The organism is Nocardia sp. NPDC003183 (genome assembly GCF_053590715.1).
The window spans coordinates 291,481-307,402 of sequence record NZ_JBSFTG010000001.1; the positions used below are offsets into that span (position 1 = coordinate 291,481).

General features: G+C 67.4%; 14 protein-coding genes. 6 read left to right on the plus strand and 8 right to left on the minus strand.

Going from position 1 to position 15,922, the window contains the following annotated elements:
- Positions 1-2: 2 nt before the first annotated feature.
- The 3 genes from ACWDXS_RS01255 to ACWDXS_RS01265 form a co-directional block, all read right to left on the minus strand.
- The gene (locus tag ACWDXS_RS01255) at positions 3-956 is read right to left on the minus strand and encodes an alpha/beta hydrolase (protein WP_378989695.1); all 954 of its coding nucleotides are present in this window, start codon (positions 954-956) and stop codon (positions 3-5) included.
- 45 nt (positions 957-1,001) lie between these two features.
- Positions 1,002-1,919: an acetoacetate decarboxylase family protein gene (locus ACWDXS_RS01260; protein ID WP_378989696.1), complete on the minus strand. Its 918-nt coding sequence runs from the start codon at positions 1,917-1,919 to the stop codon at positions 1,002-1,004.
- Positions 1,920-2,014: 95 nt separating this feature from the next.
- Positions 2,015-2,731 (minus strand): type 1 glutamine amidotransferase domain-containing protein, encoded by a 717-nt coding sequence (locus tag ACWDXS_RS01265; protein WP_378990008.1) that lies wholly within the window; start codon positions 2,729-2,731, stop codon positions 2,015-2,017.
- Positions 2,732-2,981: 250 nt separating this feature from the next.
- On the opposite strand from ACWDXS_RS01265, the gene ACWDXS_RS01270 reads away from it, so the two are divergent.
- Positions 2,982-3,734 carry a serine aminopeptidase domain-containing protein gene (locus tag ACWDXS_RS01270; RefSeq protein WP_379313646.1) on the plus strand — a complete coding sequence of 251 codons (753 nt, stop codon included), beginning with the start codon at positions 2,982-2,984 and terminating at the stop codon, positions 3,732-3,734.
- Between the two features lie 145 nt (positions 3,735-3,879).
- Complete coding sequence (locus ACWDXS_RS01275) at positions 3,880-4,092, plus strand: hypothetical protein (RefSeq protein ID WP_378989698.1); 213 nt, start codon at positions 3,880-3,882, stop codon at positions 4,090-4,092.
- On the opposite strand, the gene ACWDXS_RS01280 is transcribed toward ACWDXS_RS01275, so the two are convergent.
- Entirely contained in the window at positions 4,093-5,019 is a 927-nt protein-coding gene (locus ACWDXS_RS01280; protein WP_449960773.1) for an SMP-30/gluconolactonase/LRE family protein, read from the minus strand.
- Positions 5,020-5,206: 187 nt separating this feature from the next.
- The gene (locus ACWDXS_RS01285; RefSeq protein ID WP_449960776.1) at positions 5,207-5,845 is read right to left on the minus strand and encodes a TetR/AcrR family transcriptional regulator; all 639 of its coding nucleotides are present in this window, start codon (positions 5,843-5,845) and stop codon (positions 5,207-5,209) included.
- A 90-nt stretch (positions 5,846-5,935) separates the two neighbouring features.
- On the opposite strand from ACWDXS_RS01285, the gene ACWDXS_RS01290 reads away from it, so the two are divergent.
- A complete protein-coding gene (locus ACWDXS_RS01290; protein WP_449960779.1) occupies positions 5,936-6,616 on the plus strand; it encodes an NAD(P)-dependent oxidoreductase in 681 nt (226 codons plus the stop codon).
- A gap of 185 nt (positions 6,617-6,801) precedes the next feature.
- On the opposite strand, the gene ACWDXS_RS01295 is transcribed toward ACWDXS_RS01290, so the two are convergent.
- A complete protein-coding gene (locus ACWDXS_RS01295; RefSeq protein ID WP_449960781.1) occupies positions 6,802-9,117 on the minus strand; it encodes a protein kinase domain-containing protein in 2,316 nt (771 codons plus the stop codon).
- A gap of 213 nt (positions 9,118-9,330) precedes the next feature.
- Between ACWDXS_RS01295 and ACWDXS_RS01300 the strand changes: the two genes are divergently transcribed.
- From ACWDXS_RS01300 to ACWDXS_RS01310, 3 genes are read left to right on the plus strand one after another with little or no spacing between them, the layout of a single operon-like run.
- The gene (locus ACWDXS_RS01300) at positions 9,331-10,458 is read left to right on the plus strand and encodes a polyprenyl synthetase family protein (protein ID WP_387446900.1); all 1,128 of its coding nucleotides are present in this window, start codon (positions 9,331-9,333) and stop codon (positions 10,456-10,458) included.
- A gap of 33 nt (positions 10,459-10,491) precedes the next feature.
- Positions 10,492-12,018 carry a phytoene desaturase family protein gene (gene crtI, locus ACWDXS_RS01305; protein ID WP_387446901.1) on the plus strand — a complete coding sequence of 509 codons (1,527 nt, stop codon included), beginning with the start codon at positions 10,492-10,494 and terminating at the stop codon, positions 12,016-12,018.
- Positions 12,015-12,977, plus strand: coding sequence for a phytoene/squalene synthase family protein (locus tag ACWDXS_RS01310; protein ID WP_387446902.1), 963 nt, complete (start codon positions 12,015-12,017; stop codon positions 12,975-12,977). Before crtI ends, ACWDXS_RS01310 begins: the two co-directional genes overlap by 4 nt.
- A 3-nt stretch (positions 12,978-12,980) precedes the next feature.
- Here the strand turns inward: ACWDXS_RS01310 and ACWDXS_RS01315 are convergent, their stop codons facing one another.
- Positions 12,981-14,468, minus strand: coding sequence for an SDR family oxidoreductase (locus ACWDXS_RS01315; protein ID WP_449960787.1), 1,488 nt, complete (start codon positions 14,466-14,468; stop codon positions 12,981-12,983).
- A 107-nt stretch (positions 14,469-14,575) separates the two neighbouring features.
- The gene (locus ACWDXS_RS01320; RefSeq protein ID WP_449960790.1) at positions 14,576-15,859 is read right to left on the minus strand and encodes a class I SAM-dependent methyltransferase; all 1,284 of its coding nucleotides are present in this window, start codon (positions 15,857-15,859) and stop codon (positions 14,576-14,578) included.
- Positions 15,860-15,922: the final 63 nt, after the last annotated feature.

The following is a 15,922-nucleotide window of genomic DNA, read 5'->3' on the forward strand; positions in this document are numbered from 1 at the left end:
ATTCAGTGCAGTGCCGCGCGCAGGGTGTCCTGCGCCAGCTTGATGGCGGCGTCGGCCGCGTGCGTCGAGCGCATCGAATTGATCATCACGAAGTCGTGGATGATGCCGCCGAAGCGCACCTGGGTGACCGGCACCCCGGCCGCCCTGAGCTTGGCCGCGTAGGCCTCGCCCTCGTCACGCAGGACGTCGGCTTCCCCGGTGATCACCAGCGCGGGTGGCAGGCCCGCGAGCTGATCGACCGAAGCGCGCAGCGGTGACGCGTAGATCTCGGCACGCTGGGCGTCGTTGTCGGTGTACTGGTCCCAGAACCAGCGCATGCCGTCGCGGGCGAGAAAGTAGTGCTCGGCGAACTGGTGGTAGGACGCGGTGTCGAAATCGGCGTTGGTGACCGGATAGAACAGCACCTGCTGCGAGATCCGCACATCGCCACGGTCCTTGGCCATCAAGGTGAGTACAGCGGCCATATTGCCGCCCACCGAATCGCCCACGGCCGCGAAACGCGTAGCGTCGAGACCCTTTTCAGCACCGTGTGCGAACACCCATTGTGCGGCGGCGTAGTTCTGTTCGATCGCCGTCGGATATTTCGCTTCCGGCGACAGGTCGTACTCCGGGAACACCACGGCGGCATCGGCGCCGACCGCGAGTTCGCGGACCAGCCGATCGTGGGTGTGCGCGTTGCCGAATACCCAGCCCGCACCGTGGATGTAGAAGATCACCGGAAGCGTGCCGGTGGCGCCCGCCGGTTTGACGATGCGGACTTTCACCGAGCCGGTCGGCCCGCCCTCGACGGTGATCCATTCCTCGTCGATGGCTGGCTTGTCGATGTCACCCGATTGGACCTCGTCGACCGCTTTGCGACCCTGCTCCGGTGGCAACTGGAAAAGGAACGGCGGGGTATCGGTGGCTGTGGCGAACTCCGCTGCCTCAGGCTCGAGAACCGGCTTGATTTCGGTCATCACGATCTCCTTCTGGTCGGGTGTTCATTCAGGCGATGTGGCGTCCTATGCCCTTGTCGGGACCGAAGTCGGAACCGGCATGTGCAAAGCGTTCTGGCCTTCGCTCATCACGTCCAGGCGCAGAGTCTTGATCGGCGCGAGTGATCGAAGATCTCGCGAGAGGCGGCCGTGCCCCATCGTCAGCGTGACGTCACGGGGCATCGTCGTGCTGCCGGCCGACAGGACGTTGGTCTGGCTCAGTGTCGAGTGCCAGCCGCCCTTGATCGAGGTGTAGGAGGTGAGCGTCGACACCCGCTCACCGCTGGGATATGCGGTCTGGGCAGGTGTGGCCACCGACAAGGTCAGATCTGTTGCGCCGCTGTCGTCGAGGACCCGGCCGGTGGTCCGGGCGCCATCGACCTCGAAGTCGATCTCGGTGACCCATTTGGGGAAGCCGTAGCCGTCGTGCCCACGGACCTGGGCGATCTCGGTGCTCACCGGCAGCGACAGCACATAGGAATCCAGGCGGTCGCTGTCGAGGCCGGTGAGCAGGTCGGCGAGACCGAGCTTGCCGTGTCTGGCCGGTCGGACCGCGATGCCCACGGCGGCCTCGGTATAGAAGTCGATATCGCAGACGTCGTAACGGAAGAACATGACCGAGACCACGCCGAATCCGGGGAACACTTCCAGCGGCGCCAGCTCAGCGGGCAGCCGGGAACGGATCGCGCGCGAACGGGCCAGCATCGTGAGCCTGGCACTGGACATCCGGTAGTAGAAATTCGGCGTGTAGGTTTCGCCGATCAGTGAGTCGACCTTGGTTTTAGGGAGTTCCCGGAAAAAGTCGACACCGCTGACCCGGGAATCGCGCGCTATCTCGTCCAGATCGGGATTCATGCGATATCTGTCGTAGAGACCGTCTTCCGGCACGGTGACCGTACGACCACCGAGATCTACCTGGACCGTGCTCTGTTGAGTCGTTGACATCGGCGCAGCTCCCTTTGTTTGCTTTTCGAGGCGATCCCGACGCTAACCGTCAATGTAAGCACTGTCAACACTGGTGTGGCGTGACCGTTAGACGGTCAGGTCAACGACCATGCGGCGCCGACGTCGGTGATGAGTCGGTCGGCGAGCTCTTCGGAGGATTGCGGGTTCTGTCCGGTGTAGAGGTTTCCGTCGACCACGATGTGTGGCCGTAAGGGGATGAGCGCCTTCGAATAGTCGACGCCCAGTTCTTTGAGCTTGTCCTCGAGCAGCCACGGTGCCTTCCAGGCGAACCGGTTGAGTAGCTCTTCCCGATTGGACAGCCCGGTCATCCGGCGACCGGCGAACGGATTCTTTCCGTCGGGTCCGGTCGCCGCCGTGATCGCCGCGGGAGCGTGGCAGAGCAGGGCCAAGGGCTTGCCAGAGGCCAACCGGGCGGCGAGCAGCGCGCCCGAGGTCTCGTCGTAGGCCAGGTCTTCCATCGGGCCGTGACCGCCCGGGTAGAAGACGACGTCGAAAGAATCGGAGTCGACAGTGTCGAGCGGGACCGGTGTGGCGAGCGCATCCTGAATGCTGTCGAGGTAGTGCTCGATGTCGCGGCGCTTGCTCGGCATTCCGCCGGACATGCCGAGGCTGAGTCGGTCGAGCGTGGGTTTCTTGCCGCCCGGGGTCGCGATGGTGATGTCCCATCCGGCTTCGGTAAAAGCGCGGTGCGGAAAAGCGACCTCTTCGGCCCAGTAGCCGGACGGGTGCACCGTGCCGTCTTTCAATGTCCAGCGATCCGCGGCTGTGATGACCATCAGCACTTTCGTCACAACATGTTCCTCCTGGGTGCGGTCGTACTCTCGACAGAGGGGATGCCAGGCGGCCGGAACGGCAGAAGAGTCCGTAGACCCGCAGCCAATGTTTTCGCTGCTAACATTAGCCTCGGGGTTGCCCGCCGTCAACGACCCGATGGGCGTATCGGACGAACGAAGGAGTGCATCAGTGAGCAGGTCGAGTAGTCGGCATTCGGGTGGTATCGGGCCGAAGGCGATATCGCCGATCGTCTTGATCGCGCCGGCCATGGCCATCGGTTCGCGCTTCTACGCCCCGCTCGTCGCGGCATTCGCCGACCTCGGCTGGAGCGCGCGGGCGCTGCCCAGGCGGGGCTTCGAACAGGGCACGCCGCAGGCATCGCGGCACAACAACTGGTCCTACCGGGACGAGATCGACACCATCGCGCACGCGGTGGCCGAGGCCCGCAGGGAAGACCCCGCCCGGCCGGTCGTCGTCCTCGGACACAGCCTCGGCGCCCAACTCGCCGCGGGCCACGAGCTCAACCACCCCGGCGCCGATGGCATGGTGACCGTCGGCGGCAGCCTGCCATACCACCGGCATTTTCCGAATTTCGGCCTGCCCGTGGCGATCATGGCTTCGCTCGTGCCGGTCATCACGGCGGTCTTCGGTTATCTGCCCAAGCCCGCCTTCGGCGCACCTGGAGCACGCACGCAAATGCGCGAGTGGGCCGCCATGGTCCTGACCGGGCGGCCTCCCTTCCCTGCGGTGGACACAATCAATACGCCGACGCTGGTGATCGCCCTCGAAGACGACGCACTGGCACCGCGACGCGGTATCGAGGCTTTCGCCCGCCGGCTGTTCACCCCGGGCAGGGTCACTCGATGGGACTACCGCACCGCGGACGTACCGGCTGGTGCGTCCAACGACCACATCAAGTGGGTGCGGACACCAGGGCCGGTGGTCGACCGGATCGCCACGTGGTGGCACCAGGTGTCGACGACAGCGAGTCATTCGAGCGTGGCCGGCGTGACGGAGTGATCCGGGGCGCATGAGCATTCGCGAAGGGCGTTGTCCGAGTAGGTAACTCGCACGGGATCAGATGATGCGGCCCGGTGTGATTCTCGGTGCGCGCCCCAGCAATTCGGGGCGTGCGCGCCGCGAGGACACACGGCACGGTGGAGCTATGAACAAGCTCGCGGCGTCGTCCGCACTCGCTCTCTTCCTGCTCGCGTCCGCCGTCGGCGCGGGTTCCGCGCACGCCCAGCAGCCGGTGGCGGACACCGGCTCGTCGAGTCTGGACGTGCTCTGCAGCCCGGTCGGGGGCCTGCTGGTCATGGTGGGCAGCGCCGAGAATCGGTACGGCCCGCTGCTCGGGATGGTCTGTCTCAACCGATGATCAGGGCGGCGTGAGCTCGGTGACCGTTCCGAGGAAACTGGTGACGTACAGGGCGTTCGGATCCCAGCCGGGTCCGGACCCGAACCGTACCGACGACGACAACGGCAGACTGTCGGCGATCGCGCAGGTCCGGCCGGTGTCCATATCGACCTGCTGAACTGCGCCGGCCACGTTGAGGGTCACGTACGCCTTGCCGTCCGGGCCGACGGTCAGATCGTCGGCCGAGTTCAGTGGCCCGACACCGGGAATCACGGCCTGGCGTGGTGGGCTGTCGGGATCGGCGTAGTCGACGGCGGCGATGACCGATGTGGGGTTGAACGTCGTCGAGACGATGAGCCGATTGCGGTACGGGTCGAACGCGAGGCCGTTGGTGGAGCTCAGTGACGGCGCGTAGGGTGTCGCGATGTTGTCAGAGGTGACCCGAGTCAAGGTGCCCGCGCCGATGTCTCTGCTGACGACGAAGTCGCCGTTCGGCAACTGCGCCAACCCGTTCGGCATCGTCAGACCGGTGGCGACTGTCTGCACGGTGCCGCTGTCGAGGTGCAGGGCCTGAATCGTCCCGTCGGCGCGGTCGGTGAGGGCGGCGGTGACGCTGTTGCCCGTCGTGAAATACGCGGTGTCGCCGGCGGTCAGGATCGACCCGGGACCCTCCACGTCGCTCACCGCGACAGATCGCGAGCCGTCGGCACCGAGGCGTTGCAGGGTGCCGGACGATCCGGTGGCGGATTGCTCTGCCAGCAGCAGATTTCCGCGACCGTCGAACCCCAGGTTCTCGAGTATTCCGTACCCCGCCGCGACGGTGTGCCGAGTCCATTGCGCGCACGAAACCGGTTCGGCGGAAGCGGTCTGCGCGGCGGGAAGGGTGGAGGCTGTCGCGGTGATCGCTATCGCGGCGAGCGCGCGAGACATAATGGGGGAGAGGGGCATGGGGTTCCTCGGGTCCGGGCCGGCAGCTCTGCCGTTGTCGGAGGCGGTGTTGTCGACGAGATCGGGCCAAGCCTAGGGCGGCAGTCGTGGAACTCGCACCGAAACAACGGATCGGCCGCGGACGTCGGCGAAAGCCTCCGTGGGGTGATGAAGTCGGAGCTGTGGTCGGCGGGCCACGTCCGCAGCGTCAGAGGTCGCCCGCTTCGAGGATGGTCAGTAACTGGTCGGCCGCGTGGCGCGCTCGGCGGGTGATTTCTTCGGTGTCGGGCTGCGCTCCGCCGAGTAACACCTGGTCGAAGAGCCTGGCCTTCAGCAGTCCGCCGAACACCGCGGCCGCCTCGTACTTGTCGGCGATTCGCCAGCCCTGCCGCTCACGCCACCGGTCCAGATAGGACGCGAAGATCAGGCCGCCACGGCCGAGGACTTCCCGCCGGTAGATGCGCCCGAGTTCGGGAAAACGATCCGCGTCGTGAGCGACCACCCGGTAGAGCGCGAGCTGCTCGTCGGAAAGGACATGGCGAAGGTACTCCTCGCCCGCGCGAACCAAGCCGACCTCGGGCGGATCGGTGTACCAGGCGGGGTCTCGGGTGGTGTCGCTGTCGGGTGCGCACAGTCCCGCGATGACGGCGGTGAAGAGCTCGTCCTTCGTCTCGAAGTGGCGGTAGAGCGTCTTGATCGAGACGCCGGCCTCGTCGGCGATCTTGTTGACCGAGCTCGCGGCGTATCCCTCGTCGAGGAAGGCCGTACGCGCGGCCGCGACGATCTGGGCACGCTTGCGCGCCATGAGCCCGGCCTTGGGATCGTCTGTCGCCCACGTTCTGACCATGTGTCCGCCTTCCGTCTTGACCGACCTTACGACAGTAGTTACTGTCGTTTCAAACAACAGTAACTACTGTCGTGAGGGTGGATCGTCCAAGTGGGCGATCGCGATCTCGAACGACCACACAGAGGCGGGGCTCGGAACATGAAACTGGTGGTCTTCGGTTCGACCGGTATGGGCGGCAGCGCTGTTGTCGCGAAAGCGCTCGAACGCGGGCACGACGTGACAGTCCTCGCGCGCTCCGCGACAAGCGCCGACAAAGCGCCCCACGGCGTTCGCGTCGTGCGCGGCGATGCGCTGGATCCGGCGGCGGTCGAGCGCGCGCTGGACGGCACCGACGCCGTGATCCAGTACCTGGGGGTCGGCGGGCTCGGCGACGGCAAACCCAATGACCTCGTCCCCGACGCCACACGCGTGATCATCGAGAAGATGCGCGCGCACGGCGTCGAACGACTCGTGTGCGCGAGCAACATGGGACTACCCGGTTCCGGCGCCTTCCTTTTCCGCCGCGTCCTGGTGCCGCTGTTCGCGCGCCGCCTGCCGCCCATTCTCGATGCCAAAGTGGCGATGGAAGCCCAGCTCGCAGCCAGTGAGCTGGCCTGGACAGCCGTTCGCCTCCCGGCTCTGAAGGCGGTGGCAGACAAGGGAACCGTCAAGGCCGACCCGAGCGGGCGGGCGACGGGCTACTCCATCACCTGCGGCGATGCCGCCGACTTCATGCTCGACATCATCGAGCAGCGCCAGCACCTGCGCACAGCGGTCGGCGTCTCCAACTGACAGCTCACAATCCTGGCCGACCTCGAGTCTCGCGGCTGTTCCGTCCCTGGCCGTTGGAGATCCGGGGCCTGGTGCGCCGCTCGATCAGCGGCCCCGATGCGGTCCTCACCCTGGAGGGGAGGGTGAGGCCCGTGTCGGTCGACGCGGCACCCGCGCGCAGGCTTAGGTGCGCGGGCCGCCGGATCTCACACCACCCGCCGATTGCCCACGTACACCCGGCCGTCGAAACAGCGAAGAGGACTGCCGAAGTCGAGTGACCAGAGCGGATTCGAGTGCTCGCCGGCCGGAATCGCGGTCACCGTTCTCTGACCGCCTCGCGGAACGGCCACGACTCGGGTGCCGTCTGTCGCCCAGGGGATCTGCTCGCTCGGCAGGACGCCGCCGTCGGCGGTGTACGCGTCGAACCACGCATAGGCGACGGCGTTTGTCGCATCGGCGAATCGGGACTTTTCCGTCGTATCCCATCGAACGAGAATCTTGCTGCCGATGCCCGCCACGGTCAGGTGGTGACCGTAGCTCGCCTCTTTGGGGACCTCCCTCGACCAGAGGGCGGAACCGGTCGCCGGATCGAACGCGCCGACGACACCGGTCTGCTTGTTCATCAGCACCGGCACAGCTGCCGCGGTAGCGGGCTCCGCGTAGTGCTCGGCGCCGCCGTTGGGCGAGGGGTCGTCGCCCTGAGTGGAATAGACGGCGTTCGGGATGACGCGCCAGTCGGCACCCACGCTCGACCGTTTCGTGCCGTCGAGCGCGTATATGTCCCGGCCGACAGCGAAGCCGCCGGGAAATGCCGCCCAGTCCGGCGCCCAGACGGTCGCGGAATCGGCGTTCTTCGGCGTCATCTGATACACGATCTTGCCGCTCTCGACAGCTCGTAGCTCGAAGCTCGCTGTCGAGAACGGATCACCCGAGACCGGATCCTTCTCCAGCGACAGCACACTCGCTCCGCGCACCAGACCGGCGCGAACGCCGTCGGCCTGCCAGATCACGGTGCCCGCGCTGTTCGCGACGGTCACCGAACCGCTGGAACTGCCCTTGCGTTCGGGCTCGAAGATCGCGAATGTTTCTCCCGCCGCGACGATTTCGGTCGCGGCGCCGAGCCTGCCGGAGACCGCCCCGGCCTCGATGTCGATGATCGTCGTCGCGTACGAGTCCGAGTCGATGTCCGCGGTTCCCGCCGCCGACTCGGCGTGGCGCACCCGGCATCCCGCGTAGCGGCCCGAGGGCGTGAACTCGCAGGCGCCGATGCTCCCACGGCCCACATCGACGCTACGGAGCACCGTCCCGTTCTCCGCGTCGAGGATGTCCAGAGAGTTCGTCCGCCCGGTTCGGGCGTAGAGCACCACGTCGTCCGAGCCGCCGACCGGGTACTCGGAGCCCGGCACCGCCGGCTGCCGCCACCGCTCGGCTGTGGGCTGGACGGCAAGGTCGGGACTCTGCGCGGTCACCGAGACGCGGGGCATCGCGCGGGCGGCATCGGTCGGCCCCATCTCGTCGGAACCACTCGACCACGCGACGATCGTCGTCACGACCGCGACGACGATCGCGGCTGCGCCCGCCCCCACCCACCTGCCATGTCTCGGTCGAGCGGGTGCGTCGCTGTCGCGGATCACCGTCGCGATGGCGGCCTGTGGCCCGCCGGGAGGAGGCGTCTCAGCGCCCCGCGACCCACTGCCGGACAACCCCAGCGCCGAACCCAGTGGGTTCGCGAAGTCCGACGATGATTCGAAGCGGTCGGCGGGCCGTTTCGCCATCGCCCGTGCGAGCACCCGATCCACCTCGGGACTCAGCTCCGGTCGCGCGGTCCGCACGCTCGGCGGCGCGGCCGTGGCGTGCCGGGTGACCACCACCGCGGGGTTCGCATCCGCGAACGGTGGCCCGCCGGTCAGCAGGTGAAAGACGCTGCAAGCCAGTGAGTATTGATCACTTCGCCCGTCCAGTGGCAATCCGGTCAGCTGCTCGGGCGAGGCGTAGTTCAGCGTCCCGATCATGACGCCCGTGCCGGTCAGATCCGAGGTGTCCGAGACTTGTCGCGCTATCCCGAAATCGGTCAGGAGGAGATCGCCGGTCCGGCTCAGCAGGATGTTCGCCGGTTTCGCATCCCGATGCACCAAACCTTGCGCGCTCGCGCGATCCAATGCTCCGGCAACGGATTCCGCGATCCGGACCACCTCGTCGGTAGCGAACGGCCCGATCGTGGACAGCCGCTGGGCCAGGTCCACACCCTCGACCAGTTCCATCGCGATCCACAATCGGCCGTCGCACTCGCCACGGTCATAGACCTTCACGATCGCCGGATGCGACAAACCCGCCGCGAGATCGGCCTCCCGCTCGAACCGGACCCGGTACTGCGGATCCAGCGCGAACTCCGCCGCCAGCACCTTCACCGCGTCCGAGCGCGGCAACCGCGGATGCCTGGCCGCGTAGACCTCGCCCATCCCACCGGCACCGAGCAGCCGTTCGATCACATACCCGGCGAAAACCTCTCCTGGACGCAACATCAGTCCCTCCTCCGGCGACGAGGTTACCGACACTTCCCTGCGGAGCAGGAGCAACCCGAGCCGGGGTCCGGCCAAGAATGCGCAGCGCGGTCCAGCGTTGAGAGCCGGTCCGTGACGCGTGATCTCTGGTGCGGCCGCAGTCGCAGCGCTGCCAGAACGATCAAACGATGCGCAAACGATGCATTTTTGCTCGATCGGTGTCACAATCGATGGGTGGATGCCGAACGAGTAGCAATCGCGCTTCGACCTTGTGAACCCGCAACCGGTGATGACGGATCCGCGCGGTTCGCCGACTGGCTCGCGCGCACACAGATCTCGGTCCGCGGTCATGTCGACGAGTTCGTCCGCGCGCGTTGCCGGGCAGAACTCGACCCGGCGGGATTCTCGTTCCCGGGCCGGTTGATGATCGATTTCGCGTCGGGCGGCAAGTGCGTACGGTCGGTGTTCGTCTATCTCGGCTGGCTGTGCGGCGGCGCAGGGGAATCCGAAGCCGCCCTGCGTGCGGCCGCCGGCGCGGAGCTCCTGCACGCGTTCGCGCTGGTGCAAGACGACGTGATGGACGAGTCGACGGTCCGGCGCGGACAGCGGTCAGCTCACCTCCGGCTCGCCGCATGGCACCGCGATCAGGGATTGTCGGGCTCGCCGGCCCGATTCGGCGAGTCCGCGGCGATCCTCATGGCCGACCTGTTCCTGGTGTGGGCTGAGCGCATGGTGCGCGAGAGCGGCCTGCCTGCCGCCGCGCTGGATCGGGCATGGCCGCGCTACGACGCGATGCGCAGCGAACTGGCGGTAGGTCAGCTCGCGGATCTGACCAACGACGCGAACCGGCTCCCGAGCGTGGGCGAGGTGATGGATATCGCGCGGCGCAAGTCCGGCAACTACACAGTGCGGCGCCCACTCGAATTGGGTGCGGCGATGGCCGGCTGCGACGAGACGGTGATGCGCGTTCTCGGCGAATACGGCGACGTGATCGGGGAAGCGTTCCAGCTCCGTGACGACCTTCTCGGCATCTTCGGCGACCCGTCGACTACCGGAAAACCCACCGGAGACGATGTCCGGGAACGTAAGGCGACCACCGTGATCGCGCTGGCCGATCAGCTCGCCGAGCCGTCGGATCGCGCCCGGCTACGAGATCTGTGGCGAGCCGAGTTCATCGACGAGCAGGCCGTAGCGCTCGCCCAGACCGTGATCATCGACAGCGGCGCACGCCGGCGTGCCGAGCAGATGATCGGCGAGCGCGTCGAGCACGCACGCCGGCTCCTCCAGAGCGCCGACCTCGAACCATCGGTGGCCGACGCGCTGCAGCGCATGGCGCTGTTGTGCACGCACCGCTCGCACTGACCGGCGAACCCGCCGCCCCACCGAAAGGAAGCAATGCGCACGATATCGGGAACAACCGATGAGGTGGTCGTCGTCGGGGCCGGTCTGGCAGGACTGGCCGCCGCGTTGCACCTGGCAGGACGCGGACGCAGCGTCACGGTGGTGGAGCGCGATACGGTCCCCGGTGGCCGGGCCGGACGGCGCGACGTCGACGGCTATCTGCTCGACACCGGACCGTCGGTGCTCACCATGCCCGACATCGTCGCCGACACCCTCGCCGCGGTCGGTGACAGTCTCGAGTCCCGGTTGGAGCTGTTGCCCGTCGCCCCGGCCTATCGCGCGCACTTCGCCGACGGCACCGCGCTGGATGTCCACAGCGACGCCTCGGCCATGGAGGAATCGGTCCTGGCGTTCGCCGGACCGACAGAGGTCGAGGGATATCGCCGGCTGCGTTCGTGGTTGAGCGAGCTGTACCAGGTCGAATTCGAACGGTTCATCGCCGCGAATGTCGACTCTCCGCTCGGGCTGCTGACGCCGGCGTTCGCGCGGTTGATCGCGTTGGGCGGATTCCGGCGCCTCGACAAGGCCATCGGATCGTTCCTGACCGATGAGCGGCTGCGCCGCGTCTTCACCTTCCAATCGCTCTACGCGGGCGTTTCGCCACAACGCGCGCTGGCGCTGTACGCGGTGATTTCCTACATGGACACCGTGGGTGGGGTCTCCTTTCCGCGCGGCGGCATGCGCGCACTACCCGACGCCCTGGCCGCCGCCGCTGTCGATGCCGGTGTGACGTTCTGTTACGGCGAGACAGTCAACGACCTGGAGCGGCGTGGATCCCGGATCACCGCGGTGCTCACCGAGCGTGGCCGCCGAATCCCTTGCGACGCTGTCGTTCTGGCGACCGAACTTCCCACCGCCTACGAGCTGCTCGACCGCGTCCCGCGTCGGCCGAGCAGTTGGCGCCCAGCGCCGTCCGCGGTCGTCATGCACGTCGGTGTCCCCGAATCGGTGCCGACCGCCCATCACAACCTCGTCTTCGGCGCCGCGTGGGAGCAGACCTTCGACGAACTGATCGGTGCCGGAAAAGTGATGACCGACCCGTCGTTGCTGGTGACCCGCCCGACCGCGACCGACCCCACCCTGGCCCCACCCGGCCGCGACCTGTTCACTGTTCTCGCCCCGGTGCCCAACCTCTACCGCAGCGGTGACCTCGACTGGGATCGCCGTGCCACCGCCTACGGCGAGGAGCTGGCCGCGATAGTCGAGAACCGGTTGGTTCCGGGCTTCGTCAGCGACGCCCGGGTCGTGCATCTGGACACGCCCGCCGACTGGCAGCGGCAGGGCCTGCTGGCCGGAACCCCGTTCTCGCTCGCGCACACCTTCGCTCAAACCGGTCCCTTCCGCCCCGCGAACCTGCCGCGCGGTGTGAGCAATGCGGTGCTGGCCGGCTGCGGCACCGTACCCGGCGTGGGCGTACCGACGGCACTGTTGTCGGGCCGCCTCGCCGCCGACCGCGTCACCGGCACGGTGTCCGCGTCGCGGGCTTCGACCTCGACCTCGATCGGAGGCGATCGACGATGATTCGCACGGAACTCGACGCGGCCGGTATCCGCGATGCTCGATTGCGCGAGGCGTACCAGCGCTGCCGGGAACTCAACGCGCGCCATGGCCGCACCTTCTTCCTCGCCACCCGGCTGCTCGCGCCCGCACAGCGCCCGGCGATCCACGCTCTCTACGGCTTCGCCCGGTGGGCCGACGACATCGTCGACGAACCGCTGACCGACGATGCAGCGGGCACTCCGGCGCAACGGCTGGACGCGGTGACGAGGGACCTGCACGACAGCCTTTCCGGTGCCCCGGTCGACGACCCGATTTTCGCCGCGCTGGCCGATACCGTCGCCAGATACGAGATCGACCACGTCCTGTTCGACGAATTCCTCGACTCGATGCGCATGGATCTGACTGTCACCGACTACCCCGACCGGGCCGCGCTCGACCGCTATGTGCGCGGTTCGGCCGACGTGATCGGTTTGCAGGTACTGCCGGTGCTCGGCACCGTCGGCGAACGAGCCGATGCTGCCCCCTACGCGGCTGCGCTGGGAAAAGCGTTTCAGCTCACCAACTTCCTGCGCGACATCGCCGAGGATCTCGACCGCGGCCGGGTGTACCTACCGGCCGACGAGCTGGCTGCCCATGATGTGGACCGCACCAGGTTGCAGTGGTGTCGTTCTCGCCGACGCACCGACGCGAAGGTCCGGTCAGCGCTGGCCGAGCAACACGCGATCGCGCGCGACTGGTATCGGTACGCCGACAGTGGAATAGCGCAACTACACCCGGTGTCGCGACCCTGTGTAGCCACCGCGGCGGTGCTGTACTCGGAAATTCTCGACCGCATCGAGGAGAGCGAGTTCGCGGTGTTCACTGCGCGCGCCACCGTGGGCAACGCGCGCCGCACCCGCGTTGCCGGTTCGGCGTTGGCTCGTGCGCTGTGGGCGCGGCGAGGCAGCCGCGCTCGCGCGCTGACGAACGCGGCGGGCTGATCGTCAGCTGGACGGCACCGCGCCGTCGGCGGGGTCGTGTTCGGCGGTGCCGGTGATGTTGCGGACCATGCCGCCGAACACGGCGTTGTGAAACGGCGTGATCGCTTTCCAGTAGAGGTGCCCGGCGAGACCGTGCGGCTGGAAGATGGCCCGCTGCCGATAGCGGGAGCCGCCGGTCGGGTCCGGTTCCACACCCAGTTCGAGCCACGCCAGTCCCGGGAGCTGCATCTCGGCGCGCAGCCGCAGGAGATGGGGCCGGTCGATGTATTCGACGCGCCACCAGTCCAAGGCTTCGCCCGAGTGCAGGTGGCGGGGGTTCTTGCGGCCGCGGCGTAACCCGACACCGCCGGTGACACGGTCGATCCAGCCGCGCAGCGACCAGGCGAGAGGGAAGGAGTACCAGCCGTTCTCGCCGCCGATGGCTTCGATCACCGCCCACACGGTTTCGGGGTCGGCGTCGGTGTGCTGCTCACGAAGGTCCTCGTAGAGTGAGCCGCCCGACCACGCGGGGTCGGTGGGCAGCGGATCCGAGGGTGCGCCGAATGTGCTGGCATCGGACCAGCGGGTGGGTACGTCGGCATGGCGAATACGGGTCAGCGCCAGTTCCACGGCTCGCGCGTAGCGGGTGAGACCTTCGGCGGGATCCGGGATGTGGGTGGCGATATCGTGCTCGCCGCACACGACTTCGTGCACGAGCGACTCGATGAGCGGTACGGCCAGCGCTCGTGGCACAGGGGTCACGAGGTTGACCCACTGCGCCGACAGCCACGGCGTGAGCACCGGAACCGGCAGCACCACACGACGAGTGAGCCCGGCTACCACAGCGTATTCACGCATCATGGTCAAGTAGGTCATGACGTCGGGCCCGCCGATATCGAACGAGCGATTGACGTCGGCGGGCAACTCCGCGGCCTGCACCAGGTAGTAGAGGACGTCCCGAACGGCGATGGGCTGGATCCGGTTGTGCACCCATCGCGGGGTGATCATCGCGGGCAGGCGTTCGGACAGGTATCGCAGCATCTCGAAACTGGCCGAACCGGATCCGATGATCACCGCGGCGCGCAGTTCCGCTGTGGGAACGCCGGATTCGCGCAGAATTTCGCCGACCTCGGCGCGGGAGGCGAGATGGCGTGACAGCGTCGCGTGCTCGGGGATGATGCCGCCGAGATAGACGATGCGGCGGACACCGGCTGAGTTCGACGCGGCCGCGACGAGCCGCGCCGCCTCGCGATCGATGTCGGAGAAGTCGTCCCGGGCCAACGAGTGCACCAGGTAGTAGACGACCTCCTGGTCGGCGACGGCGGCGCGCACCTCGTCATCGTCGGTGACATCGCCACGGACGATCTCGACCTGTTCCCGCCAGGGAACCTCGGCCAGCTTCTCCGGGGTGCGGGCCACCACCCGGACCTGATGGCCGCCCTGGATCAGCTCTGGCACCAGACGTCCACCGATGTAGCCGGTCGCGCCGAACACCACACACCGCATGCTCATCACCCGTTCCCTGTGCTCGTCATCGGCATTGTTCGATGCATAAATGATTCATCATATCGGGATGGTGATCGTTGTGCGAGCTGTTGCCGTGCGCTGACCCGCGCGGACTATCCCCAGTCGCGTCGTGTCGCGGGCATCTCGGCGTTGCCTGTCGCTTCGGGCACCACGCCGAGGACCTGGTGAATCCCGAGTCCGCCGTCCTCGAAGCCCAGCGCGGACGCAGCCATGTACAGCCGCCAGATTCGGGCTCGCCCATCGCCGACGAGCGAAACCGCCTGTTCCCACTCGTTTTCCAGATTCGCGACCCATTGGCGGAGGGTACGTTCGTAGTGCTCGCGCAGGGCTTCGACGTCACGGACCTCGAATCCGGCGCGTTGCATGGCGAGCACGACCTCGCCCACATCGACGAGTTCGCCGTCCGGGAAGACGTAGCGCCCGATGAAGGAACGATTGCGCATGACGGATCCGCCCGGCGAGGAAATGGCGTGGTTGAGCAGCCGTCCGCGCGGGTGCAGCAGTGCGCGCAGAGTGTCGAAGTATTCGGCGGCGCGCCCGGAGCCGACGTGCTCGAACATGCCGATCGAGGAGATGGCGTCGAACTGCTCGCCGCGCAGGTCCCGATAGTCGGAAAGCCTGATCTCGATACTGTCCGACAACCCCGCCTCGGCGACGCGTTTGCGGGCGAGCTCGACCTGAGCGCTGCTGATGGTGACGCCGACGACCTGCGCGCCGTAGGTCGACGCCGCGTGGATCGCCATGGACCCCCAGCCGCAGCCCACGTCGAGCAGGCGCATACCCGACTGCTCGGCCAGGCCCAATTTGCGGCAGATCAGGTCGTGCTTGGCTCGTTGGGCGGCCTCGAGCGAGCCGTCGTCGTCCGGTACGAACCGCGCGCAGGAGTAGGTCATGCTCGGTCCGAGCACCAGCCGGTAGAAGTCGTTGCTGACGTCGTAGTGATGACTGATCGCCGCCGCATCGCGCCGCTTGGTGTGCAGGGGTCCACGCTGCGGGCGGGCTTCCTCCGGCGGCGGTTCCAGGCGGCGACCGAGCGCCCCGAGCTGGCGCGCCGCGCCGATGGCCTGCCATGTCGCCCCGAGGCCGAGGCGGGCATCGTTCGGCGCGGTCGACTGGAGTGCTCGCAGCATCGTGAAGATATCGCCGTCGAGATCCACCGCGCCCGAGACGAAAGCACGCGCCAAGCCGAGCTCACCCGGCGCCCAGACCAGGTGACGTAGCGCGTCCTCGGAGCGCACGCGCATCGTGCCGGGACTCTCCCCGTCGGGATGGATCGTGCTGCCGTCCCAGAACTCGAACCCCACCGCGGGGCGGGGGCCCAGCGTGGCTCGCAGCAGGGGTTGGAACGCGGTAGCGATCGTGGACTGGTTACCCATCCGACCACTATGGCCCGCCTGCCGCTGCCACTGCGGCAACGACGCGGCTGTCTGTGCCAGAGG

Excerpts from the sequence above, each read along its gene's own strand:
- ACWDXS_RS01285 (WP_449960776.1), bottom strand. The coding sequence starts at position 5,845 with ATGGTCAGAACGTGGGCGACAGACGATCCCAAGGCCGGGCTCATGGCG.
- ACWDXS_RS01255 (WP_378989695.1), bottom strand. The coding sequence starts at position 956 with ATGACCGAAATCAAGCCGGTTCTCGAGCCTGAGGCAGCGGAGTTCGCC.
- ACWDXS_RS01315 (WP_449960787.1), bottom strand. The coding sequence starts at position 14,468 with ATGAGCATGCGGTGTGTGGTGTTCGGCGCGACCGGCTACATCGGTGGA.
- ACWDXS_RS01270 (WP_379313646.1), top strand. The coding sequence starts at position 2,982 with ATGGCCATCGGTTCGCGCTTCTACGCCCCGCTCGTCGCGGCATTCGCC.
- ACWDXS_RS01275 (WP_378989698.1), top strand. The coding sequence starts at position 3,880 with ATGAACAAGCTCGCGGCGTCGTCCGCACTCGCTCTCTTCCTGCTCGCG.
- ACWDXS_RS01280 (WP_449960773.1), bottom strand. The coding sequence starts at position 5,019 with ATGCCCCTCTCCCCCATTATGTCTCGCGCGCTCGCCGCGATAGCGATC.
- ACWDXS_RS01310 (WP_387446902.1), top strand. The coding sequence starts at position 12,015 with ATGATTCGCACGGAACTCGACGCGGCCGGTATCCGCGATGCTCGATTG.
- ACWDXS_RS01320 (WP_449960790.1), bottom strand. The coding sequence starts at position 15,859 with ATGGGTAACCAGTCCACGATCGCTACCGCGTTCCAACCCCTGCTGCGA.
- crtI (WP_387446901.1), top strand. The coding sequence starts at position 10,492 with ATGCGCACGATATCGGGAACAACCGATGAGGTGGTCGTCGTCGGGGCC.
- ACWDXS_RS01295 (WP_449960781.1), bottom strand. The coding sequence starts at position 9,117 with ATGTTGCGTCCAGGAGAGGTTTTCGCCGGGTATGTGATCGAACGGCTG.
- ACWDXS_RS01260 (WP_378989696.1), bottom strand. The coding sequence starts at position 1,919 with ATGTCAACGACTCAACAGAGCACGGTCCAGGTAGATCTCGGTGGTCGT.